Raw genomic sequence first — 22,208 nt, forward strand, 5'->3', positions numbered from 1 at the left:
AAGGCGTCGTCGGTATTTGTCGAGTGAGTGTTTTGGCTCCTCTGATGCTTGAACGTGGCGTCTTAGGTCGAGACTGAAGGGGACATCAGGAAAATGCAGGCTGTGACGCACCCGCGTCTTCGTCGCGCTGCCACGGTTGCGTTGTTCGCCATGTCGGCCGCCTTGCTGGCGGCCTGCGCGTCGCAGCCTGAGCCCAAAGCGATGGTCTACAAGAAGACCCGCTCCAAGGAATATTTCTCCGAATCCGAATATGGCGTGAAGGCAAGCCCGCGTGTGTTCTCCCAGAACGGGCGCATGCAACGCGGCGGCGGCAGGGATCAGCTCGGCAAGCCCTACCAGGTCCGCGGCAAGTGGTATTACCCGAAGGAAGACAAGCGCTACGCCAAGGTCGGCCTGGCCTCCTGGTATGGCGATGCCTTCCATGGCCGGCTTACCGCCAATGGCGAAGTCTACGACATGACCCACCTGACGGCGGCGCATCCGACCATGCCGCTACCAAGCTACGCCCGCGTCACCAATCTCAAGACCGGCAGTTCGGTCATCGTTCGCGTCAACGATCGCGGCCCGTATCACGAAGGGCGCATCATCGATGTGTCGGAGCGCGCCGCCCAGATGCTTGATTATGCCAATATCGGCACCGCTCAAGTGAAGGTCGAGTATGTCGGCCGTGCACCGCTCGACGGCGATGACGACCAGTATCTGATGGCCTCCTATCACCCCGGCAACAGGGCGCCGGATCCGTCGGACGGACTGCCGAGCGGCGTCATGGTGGCCATGAACGGGCCGTCGCCAAGCCTGTCTGCCGGCACTGCCGCCGTGCCGTTTCCGGGTCAGTTGACCGATTCCGGCCAGCCGGTCATGTCGGCGCGGTCACCGGCCTTTGGCGTTCTGGCGCTGCCCGATTTCGGACCGATCGTGCCGGAGCGCCCGGAGATCAGCCTGCCGCGGCAATCACCGTTTGCGGTGGCCTCGCTGTCGTACGCGGACGAGCGGGTGGAACGCGCCTCCAATGCCTTCGCCGCGCTGGGTGGCGAGGGCATGTCGCCGGCCGACGTCCTTCAATCATGGAAGCGACAGCCGCCAGGTTCGGCTACCGACTACGTCGCTGCCGGCTCGTTCGAGGATGCAGCGCAGGCCAAGCGCATTGCCGCTCAGCTTGCCGCATTCGGCAAGATCGAGATCCAGCGCTCGGAACTCGGTGGCGAGGACTGGTATTCGGTCAATCTCTATCCCGATGGCCAACGCAATCTGGACGATTTGCTGCAGGCAGCATGGTCGCATGGCGCGCCGGATGCGCTGGCTGTGCGCAACTGAGCGCAAGCCGGGCCGGATTTCCGCTGCGCGGTTGATCCGCCGCGCAAAAAGCCTGATAGTTTTCGCGGGCTTGCCGGCCGTGCCGGCCAATGGGTCGAACATCATGCAATTGCGCTTGCTCCAGCCTCTCGCCGGGCTTCTGGTTTTTGGCCTGCTGCTGTTTTCCCAGGCTCCAGCCCGTGCGCAGCTGTTCGAGACCAAGGCCACGCAGGTCTTCATGATCGATGCCGAAACCGGGACGGTGCTGTTTTCGAAGGATGCCGACAAGCCGATACCGCCGGCTTCGTTGGCCAAGCTGATGACCATGGAAGTGGTGTTCAACGCCATCAAGTCCGGCCGCCTGAAGCTCGACGATACGTTCGTGGTCAGCGAAAACGCCTGGCGCAAGGGTGGCGCGCCTTCGGGGACATCGACGATGTTTGCCAAGCTCAAGTCGGCGATCCGGCTCGAGGACCTGATTCAAGGCGTGATCGTGCAGGCGGCCAACGATGGCTGCATCGTTATCGCCGAAGGCATGTCCGGGTCCGAGGACAATTTTGCCGCGCAGATGACCGAACGCGCCCGCCAGATCGGCCTCAAGACATCGACTTTCGTCAATTCGACCGGCCTGCCGGCGGATGGCCAGCAGACGACCGTGCGTGAACTGGCGCAGCTGGCCGTGCACCTGTGGCGCGACTATCCGGATTTCTATCGCTACTACGGCCAGAAGGATTTCACCTGGAACAAGATCTCACAGAGGAACCGCAACCCACTGCTGGCGATGGATATCGGCGCCGACGGCCTGGCGGTCGGCGCCAGCGAGACGTCAGGCTTCGGCATCGTCGGTTCAGTCAGCCATAATGGCACGCGGGTGATCGCGGCGATGAGCGGCCTGGCCTCCGACAAGGAGCGCGCCGAGGAGGCGCGAAAGCTGCTCGACTGGGCCGTTCGCTCCTTCGAGAAGACCGAAATCTTCGCCAAGGACGAAGTGGTTGGAGAAGCCCAGGTTTTCGGCGGCGCGAAATCCGGGGTGGCGCTGAAGGCCAAGGGCCCGATCGACATCTTCCTGCCGATCACCAACCGCGACAAGCTGACGGCCAGGATCGTCTACAACGGCCCGGTCGCGGCACCGGTGGAGGAGGGGCAGCCGGTGGGCGCGCTGCGCGTCTGGATCGGCGACACGCTGAGCCAGGAGACACCGCTTTTCGCCGCCGAGTCGATCAGCGTCGGCACACTGCCGCAGCGCGCGCTCGACGCTGTCAAGGAACTGGCGGTCGGCTGGCTGCGCTAATGCATGTCGCTCAAAAGTAGTCCCGGTTTTTGGGGAAACGACATGCATAAAAGCAAAGATTGACGGCATGGACGTTTCGTCGAACGCGGACTATCTAGAGCGCTACAATCCCATTCAGGCATGGACAAGAAGGCCTCTTGGTTGGCACGCGGATTTTTCATCACCTTCGAAGGCGGCGAAGGAGCAGGCAAGTCGACGCAGATCGAGCGGCTGGCCAGGAAGATGCGCGCCAAGAAATACGATGTCCTCCTTACCCGTGAACCGGGCGGCTCGCCGGGCGCCGAAGCGGTCAGGCACGTGCTGCTTTCGGGCGCCGCCGAACCGTTCGGGCCGAAGATGGAAGCGCTGCTTTTCGCGGCCGCGCGATCCGACCATGTCGAGCAGGTCATCCGGCCGGCGGTCGAGCGTGGCTCCATCGTGCTTTGCGACCGCTTCCTGGATTCCTCGCGCGTCTACCAGGGCGTCACCGGTGGCATCGATCCGGCGTTCATGGATGCGCTGGAGCAGGTCGCCATCAACGGCATGATGCCCGACATGACCCTGATCTTCGACATCGATCCGGCCGAAGGCCTCAGGCGCGCAACGCTGCGGCGCGGTACCGACGCAGACGCCGACCGCTTCGAAAAGGAGACGCTGGCGATCCATCAGGCTCGCCGCGAGGCGTTTCTGGCGATCGCCGCGGCCGAGCCGGAGCGCTGTATCGTGGTCGACGCGGCCGCCGAGCCGGATGCGGTCGAGAATGTCGTCACCGCCGCGGTGTTCGCGGCGCTCGAAGCGAGAACGCCGGCGCGCAGCAGGCAGGCGACACCGGCATGATCTTCGAACGCATCGCACCCGAGCAGCACGACACGCTGGACGGCGTGCCCGAGCCATCCGAAACGCCGCGCCTGGTCGGACACCGGCAGGCTGCCGATATGCTCACCGCCGCCTACCGTGCGGGAAAGCTGCCGCATGCGCTGATCTTCTCCGGACCGGTCGGCATCGGCAAGGCGACGCTCGCCTTCCACCTTGCGCATCATCTCTTGAAGCACCCGGATTTCGCGCAGGCGCCGGAAAGCCTAGCCATTCCCGATCCGGGCTCGTCGCTGTTTCGCCAGATCGCCACCGGGGCGCATCCTGGCGTTCTGCATCTGACCCGGCCGCTGAACGACAAGACCAAGAGCTTCAAGACCGTCGTCACCGTCGATGAAATCCGCAAGGTTAACCGCTTCCTGTCGCTGACCTCGCATGATGGCAGCTACCGGGTCGTCATCGTCGACCCGGCCGATGACATGAACACCAATGCCGCCAATGCCTTGCTGAAGAATCTTGAGGAGCCGCCGGCACGAACGCTGTTCATCCTGGTTGTCCATGCTCCGGGCAGCCTATTGCCGACGATCCGGTCGCGCTGCCAGGTGGTGCGATTGACGCCGCTCGACGCCGACGAGCTGATGGCGGTGCTGGAAACGGCGGAACCGCCGCCGCCGGATGATCCGGCGGCGCGGGCGGCACTGGTCGAGCGGGCAGGGGGCAGCGCCCGCAACGCCATCCTGTTGACGCAGTATGGCGGGCTGGAGATCGCCTCGACGCTCGACGCCCTGGTCACGGGCAGAAAGAGCGATGTCGGCGGCGCGTTTCGCCTTGCCGAGGCCGTGGCCGGCCGCGACCAGGCGATCCAGTTCGATATCTTCAACCGCCGGGCGCTCGACCTGTTGTCGGACGCGGCAAGCCAGGCGGCGCTGGCGGGCGACCTCGCACGGGCCAAAACCCTGTCGGACACTTGGCATGAGGCGCTGGACGCTATATCTGAGACCGACACCTACAATCTCGACAAGAAGCAGCACGCCTTGACCATGATCGACCGGCTGAATTCTGCAATGCGAATGTGACGGCCTTTTCGATGCATTGCCGCTGCCCCTAGAACCGGGGCCACTTTTGGGCGGCATGCATTGGCCTCGGGATGGCAATCGCCGTCTCGATGCGATATCCACCGCCACGCCTTTCCATTCAGACATTCATGACGGTTCATTCATGTCACGCGACAAATTCTACATTACCACCCCGATCTTTTATCCGAACGGCAAGCCGCATATCGGTCACGCCTATACTGTCATTGCAACCGACGCGCTGGCTCGCTTCCAGCGGCTGGACGGCAAGGACGTCTTTTTCCTGACCGGCACCGACGAACACGGCCTCAAGATGCAGCAGACGGCCGAGAAGGAAGGCATAACGCCTCTGGCGCTGGCCGACCGCAATTCGGCGATTTTCCGCACGATGACCGAGGCGATGGGCGGCTCGAATGACGAGTACATTCGCACGACAGAGCCGCGACACTATGAATCCTGCCAGGCAATCTGGAAAGCGATGGCCGCCAATGGCGACATCTATCTCGACCGCTATAGCGGCTGGTATTCGGTCCGCCAGGAAGCCTATTTCGACGAAGCCGAGACGACGCTCGGCGAAGACGGCGTGCGGCGCGAACCGCTCGGCTCGCCCGTCGAATGGAACGAGGAAGAAAGCTACTTCTTCAGGCTTTCCGCCTATCAGGACAAATTGCTGGCCCTTTACGACAGCCAGCCTGACTTCGTGGGACCTGCCGAACGCCGCAACGAGGTGCAGAGCTTCGTCAAGTCCGGGCTGAAGGATCTGTCGATCTCGCGCACGACCTTCAAATGGGGCGTGCCGGTGCCAGGCGACGACAAGCATGTGATGTATGTGTGGGTCGACGCCTTGACCAACTACATCACCGCCGCCGGCTATCCCGACACGAAGGCCGCGCAATGGCGCTATTGGCCGGCCACGCACATCATCGGCAAGGACATTGTCCGCTTCCATGCGGTCTACTGGCCGGCCTTTCTGATGTCGGCCGGCATCGAGTTGCCAAGCCGCGTCTTCGCGCATGGCTTCCTGTTCAACCGCGGCGAGAAAATGTCGAAATCGGTTGGCAACGTCGTCGATCCATTCGCGATGGTCGAGCACTACGGTCTCGACCAGGTGCGTTATTTCTTCCTGCGCGAGGTGCCGTTCGGCCAGGATGGCAGCTACAGCCACGACGCGATCGTCAACCGCACAAACGCCGACCTTGCCAACGGCCTCGGCAATCTGGCGCAGCGCTCGCTGTCGATGATCGCCAAGAACTGCGGCGGCGTGGTGCCGCAGCGCGGCGACCTGACGGAAGCCGATAGCGCGATCCTGGACCAGGCCGCCGCGGCCCTCGACACCGCGCGCAAGGCGATGGCTGGGCAAGGTATCCACCTGGCACTGGCGGCGATCTTCGACGTGGTGGCGGAAGCCGACCGATATTTCGCCGGTGAGGCACCCTGGGCGTTGAAGAAGACCAACCCGGCGCGCATGGAAACCGTGCTGTGGACGACCGCCGAGGTCGTGCGTCGCGTGGCGCTGCTGTGTCAGCCGTTCGTCCCGGGATCGGCCAACAAACTGCTCGACCTGCTGGCGGTACCGGCGGAGAGCCGCGACTTCGTCCATGTCCGCGCGGAGCATGCGCTGGCGCCTGGCACCTCGTTGCCCGTGCCGGAAGGCGTGTTCCCGCGTTATGTCGAACAGCCGGACGCGAACGTCTGATGCTGGTCGACAGCCACTGCCATCTGGATTTTCCAGATTTCGCCGAGGAGCGGGCGGCTATTGTCGCCCGCGCCAAGGCGGCCGGAATCGGCCGCATGGTGACGATCTCAACGCGTGTGAAGCGGTTTCAGCAAGTCCTTGAAATCGCGGAAACTTTCGACGAAGTATACTGTTCGGTCGGCACCCATCCACACAACGCCGCGGAAGAGCTGGACGTCACCACCGAAGAGCTTGTTCGTTTGGCTGCCCACCCGAAGGTGGTGGCGATCGGCGAGGCCGGTCTCGATTATTTCTACGACAAGGCGCCACGCGATGCACAGGCGCAAGGCTTTCGCAATCACATCGCCGCGGCGCGTGAAACAGGATTGCCGCTGGTCATCCATTCGCGCGATGCCGACGACGATATGGCTGGTATTCTCGAGGACGAAACAGGGAAGGGCGCCTTCCCCTTCATCCTGCATTGCTTTTCCTCGGGGCGTCGGCTTGCCGAAATCGGTGTCGCGCTCGGTGGTTACGTGTCGTTCTCAGGCATCCTGACATTCAAGAATTCGGCTGAGTTGCGCGCCATTGCCGCCGATGTGCCGCATGACCGACTGCTGGTCGAAACCGACGCGCCCTATCTGGCGCCTATCCCATTTCGCGGCAAGCGCAATGAGCCGGCCTATGTCGCGCACACGGCCAAGGCGCTGGCCGAAACAATCGGCGTCGGCGAGGCCGAAATCGCCGCGCTGACAACGAACAATTTCTTCCGCCTGTTCGGCAAAATGCCGCGACCTCCCGAGCAAAGTGCTTGGCCGAGCAAAGTGCCTGAACGATGACCGACCGGCTGCGCCTCACCATTCTCGGCTGCGGCTCGTCGCCAGGCACGCCGCGCATCACCGGCGACTGGGGTAAATGCGATCCGGACAATCCGAAGAACCGGCGCATGCGCACCGCCGCGCTGGTCGAGCGGATCGCGGCCAACGGCGGCCGCACGACCGTCGTCATCGACACCGGGCCTGATTTCCGCCAGCAGATGCTGTTGGCCCGCGTCAAACGCATCGATGCGGTCGTCTATACGCACCCGCATGCCGACCATATCCACGGCATCGACGATCTGCGCGGTTTCGTCCTCGATCAGCGCCAGCTGATCGATATCCACGCCGACATGGTGACCATGCTTCGGCTGCGGGAAGCATTCGGATACTGTTTCGAGACGCCGCGAGGCAGTTCCTATCCGCCGATCGTCAGGCCGCATCTCATCGACCACGCCAGGCCGGTGGTCATCGAAGGAGAGGGGGGTGTCCTCACCCTCGAGCCGTTGCCGCAGATCCATGGCGACATCATATCGCTCGGCTTCCGCATCGGCGCGCTCGCTTATTGCCCTGATATCAGCGGCTTTCCGGAGGCCACCGCCGAACGGCTGCGCGACCTCGACGTGCTGGTCATCGACGCGCTGCAGTACCGGACGCACCCAAGTCACCTGTCGCTTGGAGAAGCGCTTGAATGGATCGAGCGATTGGCGCCAAGACACGCCGTGCTGACGCATATGCATGTGCCGCTCGACTACGCCACGGTGATGGCCGAGACACCAGCCAACGTCGAGCCGGCCTATGATGGAATGACGATCGAAATCCGTTATGAGTCAGCATGATAGCAAGGGGTCTTCACGCCCCGCTCCTTGACCCGAACATGAACAGCGTCCAATCCACTCATAGCCGACGCGAGGATACGGAAGCGCCCCTGTGTGATCGTCCCACAACATTTCTAGGAGCAGCGCCTGGCTGATACCACGATGCCGGTGCGCGAGATCGACATACGAACCGCTCGATCGCAAACTCAATCGCTCGGTTTGACCTCTTATCGCAGCAGCCTAGCCGTTGCTGGCCGGGTCAAGGCAACACGCGGCTTGGCATCAAGCCGATGAAAACTATCGGCAACTACTTCTTCCGGCATCGCCCCAACGCGCTAGTTCCATAATCTATCTTATGCGACTTTCGGATGTCGCATCTTCGTCCGGACCGTCCTCGCGATAGAAGATGCTGTTTTCGTCAACCTTGATCCGGCGGTGTCGCAATTTTTGCCTCCTCGGTCATATCGATCTGGCTGGTAGCCGACCTCTTTGTCGTTTACGGCGCTGCCGCTTGAAGGTTCCCTGGAAATCCCAGACTCAAGAGATCCGTGTCGTTGAAAGTGGCCGGCTCCGCTAATCCGCCACCGCTCGCGGGACCGGCGGCAATTCGGGCGCATTCAGTCCCCTGAAGGGGTCGCGCCAGGCATCGATCTCTTCAAGCCGACGATACCAGCGGCTGACAGACGAATAGTCTTCAAGCGGCAGTCTGGCGGCATCGTTGAATGGCAGAAAGGTTGCCATTCGAAAGTCCGCGTAGGAAACCGAATTTCCGACCAGCCATTGCCGCTCGGCAAGCACGGCGTCGAGTATTGCGGCGGCGGCGCGGAAATGTCTTAGCCCCTCGTCCACCCGCTCCTGATCGATCGGGCCTATGCCATACCGCTGTTTGGTGCCACGTTCGAAATGCACCGTGTCGCAAGCGAATGCGAAGTGCTCCTTGCCCCAACTGAGCCACCGAATCATCTCGGGTTCGTCATCGCCGGTGCGCCAGAAATCCGAATGTGCGCCGCGCGAAAGCCGGCAGGCTATGGCGTCTGCCTCCCAGAGGCTTTTTCCCTCGTCTTCCACAAGGATGGGCAGTGAGAGATTGGGATTTAACGGGCGATACTTCTCTGCTTGTCCCGGAGCGAATGGCGAGGCGAATTCGAACTCGACTTTCGCATCGAGATAGCGTGCAACCGCAACGGCAAGCCGAGGATTGGGATTGCGGCTGAAGTACAGCTTCATCGGGCACCGCCGGTGTGGCCGGGTCTATCGAACAAGGGCGTCACAGCAGCCGTATCTGATAGCTCAGCACGCGCTTCGCACCAGGCACGATGAGCATCAGGCCCGGCTTGTCAATAAAATCGTCATCGAAGTCCACCGGGCTTGCAATGCCGTGCCAAGGTTCGATGCACAGGAACGGCGCGCCACCCGGCTTTGACCAGACGCCCAACTCCTGAACCCCTTGCCACGACATCTCGATCGCCGGACCACGGTCGGCGGCGTAGCGCACGCTGGTGCTGGCAGGCCGATCCAGAATCACCGCGTCCTCGTCAAACAGCCGTTCGGAGAGCTTGAGGATATTGCCTTCGACTGGCGTCGGCTGCGGCGTCGGCAACAGCAGGCCGTCCTTCAGCCGGCGGATCGGCGCAGCCTCGTCCTCTGCAAAGATCAGCCGGTAATCCGTCTTGGCCAGATCCGGCAGCAAGGGCCAATTGAACGCCGGGTGCGCCCCTATCGATGCAGGCAGCGGCTCGTCGCCGGTGTTGGTGATGTCGAAGCTCACACCAAGTTGCTTGCGGTCCAGCGCGTAGGTCACTTCAAGCCGAAAGGCGAAGGGGTAATGCGCACGGGTATCGGCGTCGTCGGTGAGGACCAATGTGCAGGACCCCGGCCCCCTCTCCGCCCAGGCAAACGGCTTGTCGCGCGCGAAGCCGTGCTGGGTCATCGGATAAGTCTGGCCTTGATGGTGCAACCGGTCGCCCTTCAGCCGCCCGACGATCGGGAACAGCACCGGCGAGTGACGCCTCCATTCCGGGCCGGCCTGCCACAGAAACTCCGTGCCGTCGGCATCGCGCAGAGAGACCAGTTCGGCGCCCTGCCCGACGACGGTCGCTGAGATGCCGTCGCCGCGAAGCATCAGGCTGTCTTGTTCCATATGTCCTCGCGGTTTGCTGGCGGGACAGCCAGGTTAGCAAAAGCCTTCGCGGACTCAAAGGGCGAGCATGTTGGCGCCTTCGTCCCGGTGCTTGCCGGATCAGATGGCGGTCAAGGGCAAGCCAGGCAGCACCTTGTCAAGGGTTATCGGAAATTCGCGCACCCTGACGCCGGTGGCGTTGTAGACGGCGTTGGCGACAGCAGCCCCCGCCCCGCAGACGCCGAGTTCGCCGAGTCCCTTGGCGCCGAGTGGATTGGCCTTGTCATCGTGTTCCTCGAGGAAGACTACCTCCATCCCGGCGATGTCGGCATTGACCGGAACGTGATACTCGGCAAGGTCGTGGTTGACGAAGTGGCCGTAGCGCCGATCGAGCACCGTCTCCTCCATCAGCGCCGCGCCGATGCCCCAGCTCATGCCGCCGATGATTTGCGAGCGCGCGGTCTTCGGGTTGAGGATGCGGCCGGCGCCAATCACTGCCAGAAAGCGACGCATCCGGATCTCGCCGGTATCGCAATCGACCGCGACCTCGGCGAAATGTGCGCCGTGGGAGTGCTGGGAATAGGCCTTGTAGGTTTCGGTAGCATTGGCGGCGGCAACCGAGCCTTCGGCCTCGAACCCGTCGGGGGCAATGCCGCGAATGAGATCGCTCAGCCTTGCCGAACGCTCGCCGACCCTGACTTCACCGTGGGCGAAGTTCGCCTCGCTGACATTGACGCCACGGAACGGCGAAGCTTCGCTCGACCGCGCCACTTCCAGGATCCGCTGCTTGAGGATGCTGCACGCCTGATGCAGCGCGGAACCCGAACTCGTCGCGCCCCAGGAGCCGCCGGAGCCGGCGGTGCGTGGGAAAAGGCTGTCGCCGAGCTCCACCTTGACAGATAAGAGCGGCAGGCCAAGGCTTTGCGCGGCGATCTGGGTCAAGATCGTATAGGTGCCGGTGCCGATATCGGTCATGTCGAGCCGTGCCGTTACCTGGCCGTCCCGGTCGATCGCGACCCGCGCCGTCGTCGCGCCGATATAGTTCGGACGGATCGCTGCCGCCATGCCGTAGCCAATGAGCTTGCGGCCCTCCCGGGTACGGCCGGGCACCGGATCCCGCCCCTGCCAGCCGAAACGACGCGCCCCCTCCTCCATGCAGGCCACGAGGTTGCGGGTCGAAAACGGCACACCGCGCTCCGGATCCTGTGTCGGCTCGTTGCGGATCCTGAGCTCGATCGGATCCAGCCCGAGACGCTCGGCAAGTTCGTCCATGGCGCATTCGAAGGCTAGCATGCCCGGCGCTTCGCCGGGCGAGCGCATCCATTCGCCGCGATTGATATCGAGTCGAACCAAGCGATGGCGCGTGAGGCGGTTCGGCGCCGCGTAGAGCGAGCGGGCAAAGGCCGCCGTCTGCTCGCAATACTCCTCGAAGCTCGACGTCGCCGACCAGACGTCATGCGAGATCCCGGTGAGCCGTCCGTCGGTGTCCGCACCGAAGCGCAACTGATGGATCATCTCGGCGCGATGGCCGGTGTTGGCGAACATCTGCTGGCGCGTAAGCGCGATCTTTACCGGACGCTGCAAGACCCGCGCCGCAAGCGCTGCCAGCACCGTGTCGGCATGGATAATCAACTTGGAACCGAAGCCTCCGCCGACGAAGGGGCTGACGATGCGCACGCGCTCCGGCGGCATGCCGAGCGTGCTGGCAACGCCTGCCCTATAATTCGCAAGCGTTTGCGCCGATGTATGGATCGTCAACTCGTCTCCTGACCAGACGGCGATCGTCGCATGCGGTTCCATGGGGTTGTGGTGCTCGAAGGGCGTCCGATAAGTGGCATCGATCTTGACCGGAGCTTGCGAGAAGGCGCCCTCGAAGTCGCCGACAACGCTGTCCGTCTCCAGGCCGGCATTTGTCCGCCTGGGTGCATAGGCATTGTCAAGATGCGCTTGTAGATCGTAGGCGCCCACCTCCTCTTCGTAGCGCACTCTGATGAGCCCCGCAGCCGCACGCGCCGCCTCGAACGTCTCCGCGACGACCAGCGCCACCGGCTCGTCATAGTAGCGTACGCTGTCACTGTTGAGCGCCGGTCGGGCGCGCGTGAAAACCTCCGGCACGGTCGGTGTCACCGTCGGGCCAAAATCCGGCTGTGGCGGAGCATTCCGGTGCGTCATGACGCCGACTACGCCCGGTGCCCTTTCGGCGTCCGAGATATCGATCTCCGCGATGCGGCCCTTGGCGATGGCGGCGCCGAGAATATATCCACAAGCTACGTCGTCGACTGCATGCTCATAGGCGTAAGTCGCGCGGCCGGTCACCTTCAACGGCCCGTCGATGCGGTCAACCGGACGACCAATGAATTCAGCATGTGGGGAAGATTTCACCGTTGAATGGGAATCAAAGCCGGTTGAATCGGCAGACTGTCCGCGAGGCGTTATGGTCTTGTGCATGGGCTCACCTGGCATGTTTAGTTCGCGGCGGCGGCGAGCGTGTGCCGCACCGTCCGTTTCGCCAGCGGGATCTTGAAGTCATTGTCGCCATGCCCGACCGCCTCGGCCAGCGCGGCTTCGGCGGCTTCGGTAAAAGCGCCATCGGACGCCACGGAGCCGGCGAGCGTTTGCTCAGCCGCAGTCGCGCGCCAGGGCTTGGCTGCGACGCCGCCCATGGCGATGCGGGCGCTGCGTATGCGGTCGCCACTTTTCTCGACGATCGCCGCCACCGACACCAGTGCGAAGGCATAGGAGGCTCGGTCGCGCACCTTGCGGTAAAGCTGCCGACCGGGTGGAGGGGGTGGCAAGGTGACCGCGGTGATCATTTCCCCATGGCCTAGCGCGGTCTCCACGTCGGGCGTTGCCCCGGGCAGACGATGGAGGTCGCCGATCGGAATGGTGCGGGCTTCGCCACCTGGCGACAAGGTCTCGATCCTGGCGTCGAGCCCGGCCATGGCAACCGCCATGTCGGAGGGATGAACCGCAATGCAGGCTTCGCTTGCACCGAGGACCGCATGCATGCGGTTGAAGCCTTGCAGCGCGGCACAACCGGAACCCGGCTCGCGTTTGTTGCACGGCATGTTGCGGTCGTAGAAATAGAAGCAGCGCGTGCGCTGCAGGAGATTACCGGCGGTCGAGGCCTTGTTGCGGATCTGGCCGGAAGCTCCCGCCAGCAGCGCTTGCGAGAGCATCGGGTATTGCGACCTCACCCGCGGCTCGGCGGCAAGATCGCTGTTGCGGACCTGTGCGCCGATGCGCAGGCCGCCTTCCACGGTTTCCTCGATCCGGTCGAGCGGCAGGCGGCTGATGTCGACGAGATGCGCCGGCCGCTCGATATCGAGCTTCATCAGGTCGAGGAGATTGGTGCCGCCGCTGATGAATTTGGCGTCCGGCCGATTGGCAACCGCGGCGGCCGCCTCTTCCGCCCTCCCGGCGCGCTCATAGGTGAAAGCCCGCATCGCTCACGCCTCCCCTGCCGCGTCGCGGATGGCGGCGACGATGTTCGGATAGGCAGCGCAACGGCAGATATTGCCGCTCATCCGTTCGCGGATCTCGGCATCGTTGAGCGCGACCGAAGCTGCCGCCACTTCGTCGCTGGCATGGCTCGGCCAACCCTCCCTGGCCTCGCCCAGCATGCCAACCGCGGAGCAGATCTGGCCGGGCGTGCAATATCCGCACTGGAAGCCGTCGCGGGCGATGAAGGCGGCCTGAACGGGATGAAGCCGGTTGCCGTCGGCGAGCCCTTCGATAGTGGTGATCTCGTCGCCCTCATGCATGACCGCGAGCGTCAGGCAGGAATTGATCCGACGGCCATTGACGAGGATGGTGCAGGCGCCGCACTGGCCGTGATCACAGCCTTTCTTCGAACCGGTAAGGCCGAGATGATTGCGGAACGTGTCGAGCAGCGTCGTCCGCGGATCGAGCTCGACGGCAAAGTCCCTGGCGTTGATGCGCAGCGACACCGGCATCTTTGGTCCCGGCGTGGTGGACGCGGCTGCGACGGCGGGCTCCAATTGCTGGGCTTCAACCGGAACCCCGGTTGCCAGCAGCAGACCGGTCGCCGCCCCTCCTTCCAGCACCGCTCGACGCGTCGGTCCGTTCCTGTTGTCCGTCTCAGCCATGCGTAATCTCCCGGTCACAAAGATTAGGGCTCGACAGCGACCCGACAGCTGGTGCGCCGGACACTCATCGACACCTATGGACGTGGTCCGGCAGGCTCGGCTTTTCTTTCAGGAAATCGGCGGCACTATCAGGATTCCGGAGAAAACTGCACCCGGTAGGCCCGAGGAGTCATGCCTCTGAGGCGCCGGAACGTCGCGGTGAAGTGGCTCTGGCTCGAAAAGCCGAAGCGAAAGGCAATGGTGCCGATGGACGCCCCGGTTTCACGCAGCACGACTTCCGCCCGCCGCACCCATTCCTCGATCACATAGGCGTAAGGTGCGAGACCGGTCGTCGCCTTGAAGCGGCGCGCAAACGTGTCGACTCCCATCTCTGCGACAGCCGCCAGTTCGCTCAGCGAAATGTCGGAGTTGATGCGTGCCTCGATGTATTCCTGGATGCGGGCAAACGTGCGGCGGCCGAGATGACCGTAGCGCACGGCCGGGAGCTGCTTGCCGGCCAGCATCGCCACGCGCAAGCTGACGAGCGCCGCCAGATGCTCGACATAGGCAGTGTCCGGCTTGTGGCCGAGCGCCATCTCGACCCGGAGCGAACTCAAAAGCGTAGCGATGACGTTGTCGCTCCTGTTCACCAGGATCGGCGTATCCGCCAGGCTTTCGCTTCCTGGAAATTCGGGATCGATCCACAGGGCCGAATAGGAAAGATTGACGTCCCGGTAGGTGCCGAGCCGCTCCGCGCCGGCGGGGACGAAGGTGAGGTCTCCCGGACGATCCATCCCGTCGTAGACAGACTTTTCCCCGGAGCGGATCGATGTATGCGACGTCCCGCCTTCCTCGGTCAGTACGACCAGATGGTGGGGAGCTGTCCAGCGGAGCTCAGCGTCCCGACACACCCAGCGCCGATTGTCGAAAACGACCGAAGAGTCGACCCAGGCTGCCGTTTGCAGGGCTTCCGACTTCTCCTCCCGGCTCCGAATCCGTCCGTGACCAAGCAAGGGTCTGAATGACATCGCGATATTTTACTGGTGCACTTTTGAGCAACAGAACGCTCGGGTTGGAATTATTCGCCTGGCCTCCGATGGCGAGATGATCAGCACGGAAGCCGGGCCTGCCCGATCTGGTTGATCGGGCAGGCTGGCAGGAAGGCGTTATTCGCGTTCGCCGGTGAAATTCAGCAACAGCTGGAAGATGTTGATGAAGTTCAGATAGAGCGAGAAGGCGCCGAAGACGGCGAGCTTCTGGCGCGATTCAGCGTCGAAGTTCTCGGCATACTGTTCCTTGATCGTCTGTGTGTCCCAGGCGGTCAGGCCGATGAACACGGCGATGCCGATCACAGAGATGGCGAACTGCAGCGCGGTCGAGCCGAGGAAGATGTTGACGATGCTGGCGATCACCACGCCGATCAGGCCCATGATGAGGAACGACGAGAACTGGGTCAGGTCGCGCCTGGTCGTGTAGCCGTAGAGGCTGGTGGCGCCGAACATGGTGGCGGCGATGAAGAAGGTGCGCGCGATGCTGGTTCCGGTGAAGACCAGGAATACCGAAGCGAGCGACAGGCCCATGACCGCGCAGAAGGCCCAGAACATCGCCTGGGCGCTGGCCGCCGACATGGTCTGCATCTTGAACGAGAACAGCACGACGAAGGCGAGCGGCGCCAGCATCACCACCCATTTCAGCGGGCTAGAGAAAATCGGCACGTAGAGCGCCGGCGTCGACGAGATCATGAAGGCGACGAGGCCGGTGACCACCAGGCCGACGCCCATGTAGTTGTAGACGCGCAGCATGTGCTGGCGCAGGCCCTCGTCGAAGATGGCGCCGGTTTGGGCGGCGGCGCCGGTGCGGTATCCCAGATTGGGCGTGTTCATTTGCATTCTCCTTTGTGGATCGGTCAGTAAAGCGTGGATCGATCAGTAAAGCGTCTTGGCGAGCGTCTCGGCGGCACGGTCGAGGTCGTGGACCTCGCTTCGTCCGACCACCGCATAGGCAACCTCGCCGATCTGGAAATAGGCCGATGAGATGTCGCCCGAAGGCGCCACGGTCGGCTTGACGACGTCGAAGGTTCCCGGCCGGATCGCGAACAGCGACACCAGCCCCATGTCTTTGGTCTCGACCGCCATCTCGACGCTCGGGCCAAAGCGCGACGGATAGATCTGCACGTCGCGGACCTTCCAGTCCTCAGGCAGCGACGGCATGACGATGGCGGTCGCGGCGCGGATCTCGCCGGCGTTGTAATTGGGCGCTTCCGGCTGCGACGGCATGCTCTCGCGCACCAGCGTCGTCCTGTGGGCCCGCACCGCCTCGTCGACATAGGCGGGCGGCTGCGGCGAGGCGACGACCTGGGTCACCGACATCGGCCCGATGATGCCGTTCGCCAGCCAGCCGGCGGCGACGAAGGCAGCGACCGCCGCCGCGCGCTGCAACACGCCGAAGATGCGGCCGCGGGCAAGCCCCCTCTCCAGCCGCCGCGCGGCGTCGGCGGTCGCGGGCCGCGCCATGCCCCAGGAGCCGGCAAGCGCCACGCGCAGTTCATCGCGGGTTCGGAGATCCGACATCACGCGCGCCGCTGCCTCCGGCCGGGCGGACAGAAATGCCTCGACCTCGATGCGGCGGGCGACGTCGATCTGGTCGTCGACATAGGCGTCGAGATCGATATCGGTCACGGGATCGACAGCTGCTGTCATGACTGGCCTCCAACGATCCTGAGGTGGTTTTTCGCCTTCGCGGGTGCCGCCGCCTCCATCTCTCGCAATGCGGCACGCGCCCTGCCGATGCGTGACATCAGCGTTCCCAGGGGCACGCCGCTGGCATCGGCGGCTTGGCTGTAGGAAAGGCCTTCGATGGCGACGAGGTGCAGCGCCGAACGCTGTTCTTCCGGCAGGCTGAAAAAGGCTTCTCGCACTTGAGCCAGGCGCACCGAATGCTCCTGCGGCGCCGGCGTGCTGCCATCGGCAAGATATCCGGCCTGTTGGAGGCGCGAGGCTTCCGACCCGCGGGATCGCATCTTGTCGATGAAGGTGTTGTGGACGATCGACAGCAGCCAGGCGCGCAGGTTTCCACCGGAGCGGAAGGTGTCGCGCCGTTCATAAGCGCGCACCAGCGCGTCGTGGACGAGATCCTCGGCATCCGCGCTGTCGCGCGTCAGCGAGCGCGCGTAGCGGCGCAGCGAACCGAGCTGTCCTATGATGTCAAAGCGTGGCATCGACGGTTTCATGTCCAGTTTACGGAGCATGTGGGGATTTTAATCCCTGCCCTGCCAATTTTCTTCGCCGGGTTCGCTGGAGGACATCGTTCGCTGCTGCCCCCAGAAAGCTTTGTGCAGGCTGAGACGGCAGGAAAAGCGCTGGCGAAACGCGACCGATTTGCGTATCACTCCGCCGCCATTGGAGCCGTATCGATGTTTGAAGCCCTGCAGCCCGCCCCCGCCGACAAGATCCTTGCGCTGATCGGCCTTTATCGCGCCGACCCGCGGCCCGACAAGGTCGACCTCGGTGTCGGCGTCTACAAGGATCGCGACGGCAAGACGCCGGTCATGCGGGCCGTGCGCGAAGCCGAAAAGCGGCTGCTGCAGGGGCAGGACACCAAGACCTATCTCGGCCTTGCCGGCGATATCGGTTTCAACATTGTGATGGCCAAGCTCGCCTTCGGTCCCGGCGCCGACATGACACGCATCCGCGCGGCACAGGCGCCCGGCGGCTCCGGAGCGCTGCGGCTGGTGGCGGAATTGCTGAAGCGGACACGCTCTGACGCAACCATCTGGCTGTCGGACCCGACCTGGCCGAACCACATGCCGGTGATGCGTGCTGCCGGCCTGCAGATCCGCGAATACCCCTATTTCGACGCCGCATCGGGCACTGTGCGTTTCGACGACATGCTGGCAGCGCTGCGGACGGCAAAGAGCGGCGACGTCGTGCTGCTGCATGGCTGCTGCCACAACCCGACCGGCGCCAATCTGGATGCGGCACAGTGGGCGGCCGTAGCCGAGCTGGTCGTCGAGCGCGAACTGCTGCCGTTTGTCGACATCGCCTATCAAGGCTTTGGCGATGGCCTCGAGGCCGACGCCCTCGGTTTGCGCCTGCTGGCCGCGAAGGTTCCGGAAATGGTGGTCGCCTCGAGCTGCTCGAAGAATTTCGCCGTCTACCGCGACCGTGTCGGCGCGGCAATGGTCCTGGCCAGGGACGGCGCACAGGCTGATGTGGCGATGAGCCAGATGTTGTCGGCGGCGCGCGCCATGTATTCGATGCCGCCGGATCACGGTGCGGCAGCCGTGCGCATCGTGCTGGAAGACGCCGCCTTGCGTGCGGACTGGGAGGCGGAACTCGAAGAGATGCGGCTGCGCATGCTCAGGCTCCGGATCCAGTTCGCCGAAGCGCTGCGGCGTCAGTCCAATTCCGATCGTTTCGATTTTGTCGCCAGCCATCGCGGCATGTTCTCTCGCCTTGGCCTCACGGAAGCGCAAGTCGAACGGTTGCGTTCCGAGCACGGCATCTACATGGTCGGCGACAGCCGCATCAATGTGGCAGGCCTGCCCGAGGACGGCATGGACGAACTCGCCAAGGCGATCGTCTCTGTACTCGACTGAAGCGGCTCACCTGTGGACAAGGCTTCCGAGCCGGCTGACAGCGTTGCCCGCGCGGCTGGCCGCGGGATAGCATCCGATAGACTGTTTTGACGCAATTCCGGACAAAAACCGTTTCACACTTTTCCTGGAATAGCTCTAGATGACGCCATCGAAAGACATTTCGCGCCTGATCGAGATCATGGCGGCGTTGCGAGCCCCAAAGACCGGTTGTCCCTGGGACATCGAACAGGATTTTTCGACCATCGCGCCCTATACGATCGAGGAAGCCTATGAGGTGGCGGATGCCATCGCGCGCGGCGACCTCGACGATCTGCGCGACGAGCTCGGCGATCTTCTGCTGCAGGTCGTCTACCACGCGCAAATGGCTGAAGAGGCGGGTGAATTCGCCTTCGGCGACGTGGTCCAGGCGATCACCACCAAGATGATCCGCCGCCACCCGCATGTCTTCGGCGACAAAAAGGCCCGCAGCGCCGGCATGGCCAAGGGCATGTGGGAAAAGATCAAGGCCGAGGAGAAGGCGGAGAAACGACAAGCACGCCTCGCCCGGGGCCTCGACCCCGAGGACAACGGCAAGGGGTTTCTCGACAGCGTGCCGGTCGCCCTGCCCGCTCTGACGCGAGCCCTGAAACTTCAGGAGAAGGCCGCTCGCGTCGGCTTCGACTGGAGCGAGGCAGCCCCCATCCTCGACAAGATCGAGGAAGAGATCGGCGAATTGCGCGAGGCTCTGGCGAAAGGCGAGACGGCCTCGATCAAGGACGAGTTCGGCGACATGCTGTTTGCCGTCGTCAATCTCGGCCGGCACCTTAAGCTCGATTCGGAAGCAGCGCTGAGTGGCACCAACGAGAAATTTCGCTCACGCTTCCATTATGTCGAACAGGCCCTGGAAAAATCCGGCAGCACGCTGGAAAAGGCTAATCTGGCCGAGATGGAAGCGCTGTGGCAGGAAGCCAAAGGCGTGAAATAACCCGCGTTAGCCGTTGTTTTTCCGACGCAATCTGCTTTCGATCTCTTCGCGGGCGCTTTGCGTGGCCTTGAGCGAGATCGTGGCGCTGCCATCATCATTGTCGCTTCGCGAAACGACATCGCCATTGCGATAGAGCCAGTCGACAAGGCCGAACTGCGCCGGCTCGATCGTCACCGTCAGGTCTTCGAGTTCGCCCGCCATCCGTGTCTCGATGATCGCCTTCAGCGCATCGATCCCCTCGCCGGTCACCGCCGACACCGCAATCGGCGGCGCCTTGCTGGCATCGGCGCCATCGGCGAGCAGCCGGCCTCTGTTGCCTTCGTCGAGCCGGTCGATCTTGTTCCAGACTTCGATGACCCGTTTGGCGTCACCGGCGTCGACACCGAGGTCGGCGAGGATGCGCTCGACATCCTCGGCCTGAGCCGCGGTGTCCGGATCGGAAATGTCGCGCAGGTGGATGACGAGATCGGCCTCGACCACCTCTTCCAGGGTGGCGCGGAAAGCCGCGATCAGATGCGTCGGCAGGTCCGAAATGAAGCCGACCGTGTCCGAAAGGATGATCGGCGTACCATGCGGCAGGCGCACGCGGCGAAGCGTCGGATCGAGCGTGGCGAACAGCATGTCCTGCGCCAGTACATCCGCTCCGGTCAGCCGGTTGAACAGCGTCGACTTGCCGGCGTTGGTGTAGCCGACGATCGCCACCACCGGAAACGGCACCTTCTTGCGCTTGGCGCGGTGCAGGTCGCGGGTGCGGCGCACCGTTTCCAGCTCTTGCTTCAGCTTGATGATCTTTTCCTGCAACTGCCGCCGGTCGGATTCGATCTGCGTTTCGCCAGGGCCGCCGAGGAAGCCGGCGCCGCCGCGCTGGCGCTCGAGGTGGGTCCAGCTGCGCACGAGGCGACCCTTCTGGTAGTTGAGATGGGCGAGCTCGACCTGCAGCGTGCCTTCCTTGGTGCGCGCGCGTTCGCCGAATATCTCGAGGATCAGCCCGGTGCGGTCCAGCACCTTGGCGTCCAGCTCTTTCTCGAGATTGCGCTGCTGCACCGGGGTCAGCGGATGGTCGACGATGACCACTTCGGCATGCCCCTCTTTGACGATTTCCGCGAATTCCGCGACCTTGCCGCTGCCGAGCAGCGTCGCCGGGCGCGGATCGTTGACGGTCACCACCGCGGTATGGATCAGATCAAGGTTGATGGCGCGGGCAAGGCCGACGGCCTCATCGTGACGAGCATCAGCCGAACGCATCAGCCGTGGACGGTTGGTCTCGTCGTCGTTGCGCTGGTGGCGGGTAAGGACGGGCACGATGACAACGGCCCGGGTCGGGCCCTTGGCTTCCGTCCCGGGATGATGCGCTGGTTTTCCGCGAACGGTAGCGTCCGCGTCTTTCTCACGTGCCAATCAGGCGCCCTGACTTTCCTCGCCATCGAACATCTGAACCGGCTGGCTCGGCATGATCGTGGAAATGGCATGCTTGTAGACGAGCTGGGAGTGACCGTCACGGCGCAGCAGGACACAGAAATTGTCGAACGAAGTGACCACGCCGGTCAGCTTGACGCCGTTGATGAGGAAGATGGTGAGCGGGTTCTTGCTCTTGCGAACTGAATTCAGGAACAGGTCCTGAAGGTTTTGCGATCGTTCCGCCATTGTTCTTGTCTTTCGCCGATCCCCTTCGGTTTGCAAGCCAATGCGCCAAATTAACGGGCGCATGTCAAGCTCGCAAACACCGTCTTGTCGTCAGTAACGACAAGCAGAACGAGATATATTGATGTTCATTCCACCTGTGCGGTTATCAGGCTGGACTTTTTTCCGCAATGTCAAAAAAGGCTTGCCGCAACGAAAGTGTTACTGAGCCGGGGTGCCCATTGGCGACCGGATCGCCGTCGATGGCCACGACCGGCATGGCGATTGTCGTTGCGGAGCTGATGAACGCCTCGCGTGCCGCCTTGGCCTCGGCGACGGAAAAGCCACGCTCCTCGATCTTCAGGCCTAGCTTGGCCGCCACTTCAAACATGGTCGTGCGGGTGATTCCGCGCAGGATGCCATGCTCGGCCGGCCTGGTGACAAGGACACCATCCCGGGTGACGATCCAGGCGTTGGACGACCCGCCTTCCTTGACGTTACCATCGGTGTCGACGAACCACGCCTCCTGCGCGCCAGCTTCCTTGGCCTTCTGCTTGGCCAGTACATTGGGCAGCAGCCCGACACTCTTGATGTCGACGCGATCCCAGCGGTTCTCCGGCACCGTGATGACCGAGATGCCGGTCTCGGCGCGCTTTGCTCCAGCGGCAGGATCGGCCTTCCTGGCGGTCACCACCAGGGATGGCTTGGTGTCGGCGGACGGGAAGACAAAGTCGCGGCTGGCGACGCCGCGCGTCACCTGGACATAGACCAGGCCGTTGGCGACATGATTGCGGTTGACCACCTCGCGCAGGATCAGCGGCAGCACGCCTGCAGTGACCGGCCAGGCGATCGACAATTCGGTCAGCGAGCGGTTCAGCCGGGCCAGATGGCGCGGCATGTCGACGATGAAGCCACGCGCCACCTCGCAGACCTCATAGACGCCGTCGGCGAACTGATAGCCACGATCCTCGATATGCACGGCAGCGTCCGCGTGAGCGACGTAGCGCCCGTTGACATAGGCAATGCGCGGCATTGGCGACCCCTCGGAAATTCTCGGGCTTTC

Annotated in this window: 21 protein-coding genes; 9 read left to right on the forward strand and 12 right to left on the reverse strand. The window is 63.4% G+C overall.

Annotated features, from left to right (window positions below; translation table 11 throughout):
• The first annotated feature begins 93 nt into the window (after window positions 1–93).
• From NKH03_RS07190 to NKH03_RS07220, 7 genes are all read left to right on the forward strand, one after another.
• On the forward strand, window positions 94–1,314 hold the full coding sequence (locus NKH03_RS07190; RefSeq protein WP_352967831.1) for a septal ring lytic transglycosylase RlpA family protein: 1,221 nt from the start codon (window positions 94–96) through the stop codon (window positions 1,312–1,314).
• A 103-nt stretch (window positions 1,315–1,417) separates the two neighbouring features.
• A complete protein-coding gene (locus NKH03_RS07195; protein WP_352967913.1) occupies window positions 1,418–2,584 on the forward strand; it encodes a D-alanyl-D-alanine carboxypeptidase family protein in 1,167 nt (388 codons plus the stop codon).
• A 141-nt stretch (window positions 2,585–2,725) separates the two neighbouring features.
• A complete protein-coding gene (tmk, locus tag NKH03_RS07200; protein WP_352967832.1) occupies window positions 2,726–3,400 on the forward strand; it encodes a dTMP kinase in 675 nt (224 codons plus the stop codon).
• Window positions 3,397–4,452 carry a DNA polymerase III subunit delta' gene (locus NKH03_RS07205; RefSeq protein ID WP_352967833.1) on the forward strand — a complete coding sequence of 352 codons (1,056 nt, stop codon included), beginning with the start codon at window positions 3,397–3,399 and terminating at the stop codon, window positions 4,450–4,452. Before tmk ends, NKH03_RS07205 begins: the two co-directional genes overlap by 4 nt.
• A gap of 142 nt (window positions 4,453–4,594) precedes the next feature.
• Window positions 4,595–6,145 carry a methionine--tRNA ligase gene (metG, locus tag NKH03_RS07210; RefSeq protein ID WP_352967835.1) on the forward strand — a complete coding sequence of 517 codons (1,551 nt, stop codon included), beginning with the start codon at window positions 4,595–4,597 and terminating at the stop codon, window positions 6,143–6,145.
• Window positions 6,145–6,963 carry a TatD family hydrolase gene (locus tag NKH03_RS07215; protein WP_352967836.1) on the forward strand — a complete coding sequence of 273 codons (819 nt, stop codon included), beginning with the start codon at window positions 6,145–6,147 and terminating at the stop codon, window positions 6,961–6,963. Before metG ends, NKH03_RS07215 begins: the two co-directional genes overlap by 1 nt.
• On the forward strand, window positions 6,960–7,778 hold the full coding sequence (locus NKH03_RS07220; RefSeq protein WP_352967837.1) for an MBL fold metallo-hydrolase: 819 nt from the start codon (window positions 6,960–6,962) through the stop codon (window positions 7,776–7,778). The genes NKH03_RS07215 and NKH03_RS07220 overlap by 4 nt, the downstream gene beginning before the upstream one ends.
• Window positions 7,779–8,330: 552 nt before the next feature.
• Here NKH03_RS07220 and NKH03_RS07225 read toward each other — a convergent pair.
• The 9 genes from NKH03_RS07225 to NKH03_RS07265 form a co-directional block, all read right to left on the reverse strand.
• Window positions 8,331–8,984 carry a glutathione S-transferase family protein gene (locus tag NKH03_RS07225; RefSeq protein WP_352967839.1) on the reverse strand — a complete coding sequence of 218 codons (654 nt, stop codon included), beginning with the start codon at window positions 8,982–8,984 and terminating at the stop codon, window positions 8,331–8,333.
• 40 nt (window positions 8,985–9,024) lie between these two features.
• A complete protein-coding gene (locus tag NKH03_RS07230; protein ID WP_352967841.1) occupies window positions 9,025–9,897 on the reverse strand; it encodes an aldose 1-epimerase family protein in 873 nt (290 codons plus the stop codon).
• Window positions 9,898–9,996: 99 nt separating this feature from the next.
• Window positions 9,997–12,324 (reverse strand): xanthine dehydrogenase family protein molybdopterin-binding subunit, encoded by a 2,328-nt coding sequence (locus NKH03_RS07235; protein WP_352967843.1) that lies wholly within the window; start codon window positions 12,322–12,324, stop codon window positions 9,997–9,999.
• A gap of 17 nt (window positions 12,325–12,341) precedes the next feature.
• The gene (locus tag NKH03_RS07240; RefSeq protein ID WP_352967845.1) at window positions 12,342–13,322 is read right to left on the reverse strand and encodes an FAD binding domain-containing protein; all 981 of its coding nucleotides are present in this window, start codon (window positions 13,320–13,322) and stop codon (window positions 12,342–12,344) included.
• 3 nt (window positions 13,323–13,325) lie between these two features.
• Window positions 13,326–13,985, reverse strand: a complete 660-nt coding sequence (locus tag NKH03_RS07245) for a 2Fe-2S iron-sulfur cluster-binding protein (protein WP_352876303.1) — start codon at window positions 13,983–13,985, stop codon at window positions 13,326–13,328.
• A 128-nt stretch (window positions 13,986–14,113) separates the two neighbouring features.
• A complete protein-coding gene (locus NKH03_RS07250) occupies window positions 14,114–14,758 on the reverse strand; it encodes a helix-turn-helix domain-containing protein (RefSeq protein WP_352967847.1) in 645 nt (214 codons plus the stop codon).
• A 372-nt stretch (window positions 14,759–15,130) separates the two neighbouring features.
• Window positions 15,131–15,847, reverse strand: coding sequence for a Bax inhibitor-1/YccA family protein (locus tag NKH03_RS07255; RefSeq protein ID WP_352967849.1), 717 nt, complete (start codon window positions 15,845–15,847; stop codon window positions 15,131–15,133).
• 42 nt (window positions 15,848–15,889) lie between these two features.
• Entirely contained in the window at window positions 15,890–16,663 is a 774-nt protein-coding gene (locus NKH03_RS07260; protein WP_352876308.1) for an anti-sigma factor family protein, read from the reverse strand.
• The gene (locus tag NKH03_RS07265; RefSeq protein WP_352967850.1) at window positions 16,660–17,181 is read right to left on the reverse strand and encodes a sigma-70 family RNA polymerase sigma factor; all 522 of its coding nucleotides are present in this window, start codon (window positions 17,179–17,181) and stop codon (window positions 16,660–16,662) included. Before NKH03_RS07265 ends, NKH03_RS07260 begins: the two co-directional genes overlap by 4 nt.
• A 195-nt stretch (window positions 17,182–17,376) precedes the next feature.
• On the opposite strand from NKH03_RS07265, the gene NKH03_RS07270 reads away from it, so the two are divergent.
• Window positions 17,377–18,561, forward strand: coding sequence for an amino acid aminotransferase (locus NKH03_RS07270; RefSeq protein ID WP_352967851.1), 1,185 nt, complete (start codon window positions 17,377–17,379; stop codon window positions 18,559–18,561).
• A 139-nt stretch (window positions 18,562–18,700) separates the two neighbouring features.
• Window positions 18,701–19,525, forward strand: coding sequence for a nucleoside triphosphate pyrophosphohydrolase (gene mazG / locus NKH03_RS07275; protein ID WP_352967852.1), 825 nt, complete (start codon window positions 18,701–18,703; stop codon window positions 19,523–19,525).
• Window positions 19,526–19,531: 6 nt separating this feature from the next.
• Here the strand turns inward: mazG and hflX are convergent, their stop codons facing one another.
• The 3 genes from hflX to NKH03_RS07290 form a co-directional block, all read right to left on the reverse strand.
• On the reverse strand, window positions 19,532–20,923 hold the full coding sequence (gene hflX, locus NKH03_RS07280) for a GTPase HflX (protein WP_352868439.1): 1,392 nt from the start codon (window positions 20,921–20,923) through the stop codon (window positions 19,532–19,534).
• Window positions 20,924–21,169 (reverse strand): RNA chaperone Hfq, encoded by a 246-nt coding sequence (gene hfq, locus NKH03_RS07285; protein ID WP_006202172.1) that lies wholly within the window; start codon window positions 21,167–21,169, stop codon window positions 20,924–20,926.
• A 145-nt stretch (window positions 21,170–21,314) separates the two neighbouring features.
• A complete protein-coding gene (locus NKH03_RS07290) occupies window positions 21,315–22,178 on the reverse strand; it encodes a D-amino-acid transaminase (RefSeq protein WP_352868437.1) in 864 nt (287 codons plus the stop codon).
• Between the last annotated feature and the right edge of the window lie 30 nt (window positions 22,179–22,208).

The organism is Mesorhizobium sp. M1406 (assembly GCF_040317555.1).
Taxonomy (GTDB): domain Bacteria; phylum Pseudomonadota; class Alphaproteobacteria; order Rhizobiales; family Rhizobiaceae; genus Mesorhizobium.

Excerpts from the sequence above, each read along its gene's own strand:
- NKH03_RS07190 (WP_352967831.1), top strand. The coding sequence starts at position 94 with ATGCAGGCTGTGACGCACCCGCGTCTTCGTCGCGCTGCCACGGTTGCG.
- NKH03_RS07195 (WP_352967913.1), top strand. The coding sequence starts at position 1,418 with ATGCAATTGCGCTTGCTCCAGCCTCTCGCCGGGCTTCTGGTTTTTGGC.
- NKH03_RS07225 (WP_352967839.1), bottom strand. The coding sequence starts at position 8,984 with ATGAAGCTGTACTTCAGCCGCAATCCCAATCCTCGGCTTGCCGTTGCG.
- hfq (WP_006202172.1), bottom strand. The coding sequence starts at position 21,169 with ATGGCGGAACGATCGCAAAACCTTCAGGACCTGTTCCTGAATTCAGTT.
- NKH03_RS07255 (WP_352967849.1), bottom strand. The coding sequence starts at position 15,847 with ATGAACACGCCCAATCTGGGATACCGCACCGGCGCCGCCGCCCAAACC.
- NKH03_RS07290 (WP_352868437.1), bottom strand. The coding sequence starts at position 22,178 with ATGCCGCGCATTGCCTATGTCAACGGGCGCTACGTCGCTCACGCGGAC.
- NKH03_RS07250 (WP_352967847.1), bottom strand. The coding sequence starts at position 14,758 with ATGGATCGTCCGGGAGACCTCACCTTCGTCCCCGCCGGCGCGGAGCGG.
- metG (WP_352967835.1), top strand. The coding sequence starts at position 4,595 with ATGTCACGCGACAAATTCTACATTACCACCCCGATCTTTTATCCGAAC.
- NKH03_RS07240 (WP_352967845.1), bottom strand. The coding sequence starts at position 13,322 with ATGCGGGCTTTCACCTATGAGCGCGCCGGGAGGGCGGAAGAGGCGGCC.
- NKH03_RS07215 (WP_352967836.1), top strand. The coding sequence starts at position 6,145 with ATGCTGGTCGACAGCCACTGCCATCTGGATTTTCCAGATTTCGCCGAG.
- NKH03_RS07230 (WP_352967841.1), bottom strand. The coding sequence starts at position 9,897 with ATGGAACAAGACAGCCTGATGCTTCGCGGCGACGGCATCTCAGCGACC.
- NKH03_RS07245 (WP_352876303.1), bottom strand. The coding sequence starts at position 13,985 with ATGGCTGAGACGGACAACAGGAACGGACCGACGCGTCGAGCGGTGCTG.
- NKH03_RS07265 (WP_352967850.1), bottom strand. The coding sequence starts at position 17,181 with ATGCCACGCTTTGACATCATAGGACAGCTCGGTTCGCTGCGCCGCTAC.
- NKH03_RS07270 (WP_352967851.1), top strand. The coding sequence starts at position 17,377 with ATGTTTGAAGCCCTGCAGCCCGCCCCCGCCGACAAGATCCTTGCGCTG.
- NKH03_RS07235 (WP_352967843.1), bottom strand. The coding sequence starts at position 12,324 with ATGCACAAGACCATAACGCCTCGCGGACAGTCTGCCGATTCAACCGGC.
- mazG (WP_352967852.1), top strand. The coding sequence starts at position 18,701 with ATGACGCCATCGAAAGACATTTCGCGCCTGATCGAGATCATGGCGGCG.
- NKH03_RS07260 (WP_352876308.1), bottom strand. The coding sequence starts at position 16,663 with ATGACAGCAGCTGTCGATCCCGTGACCGATATCGATCTCGACGCCTAT.
- NKH03_RS07205 (WP_352967833.1), top strand. The coding sequence starts at position 3,397 with ATGATCTTCGAACGCATCGCACCCGAGCAGCACGACACGCTGGACGGC.
- NKH03_RS07220 (WP_352967837.1), top strand. The coding sequence starts at position 6,960 with ATGACCGACCGGCTGCGCCTCACCATTCTCGGCTGCGGCTCGTCGCCA.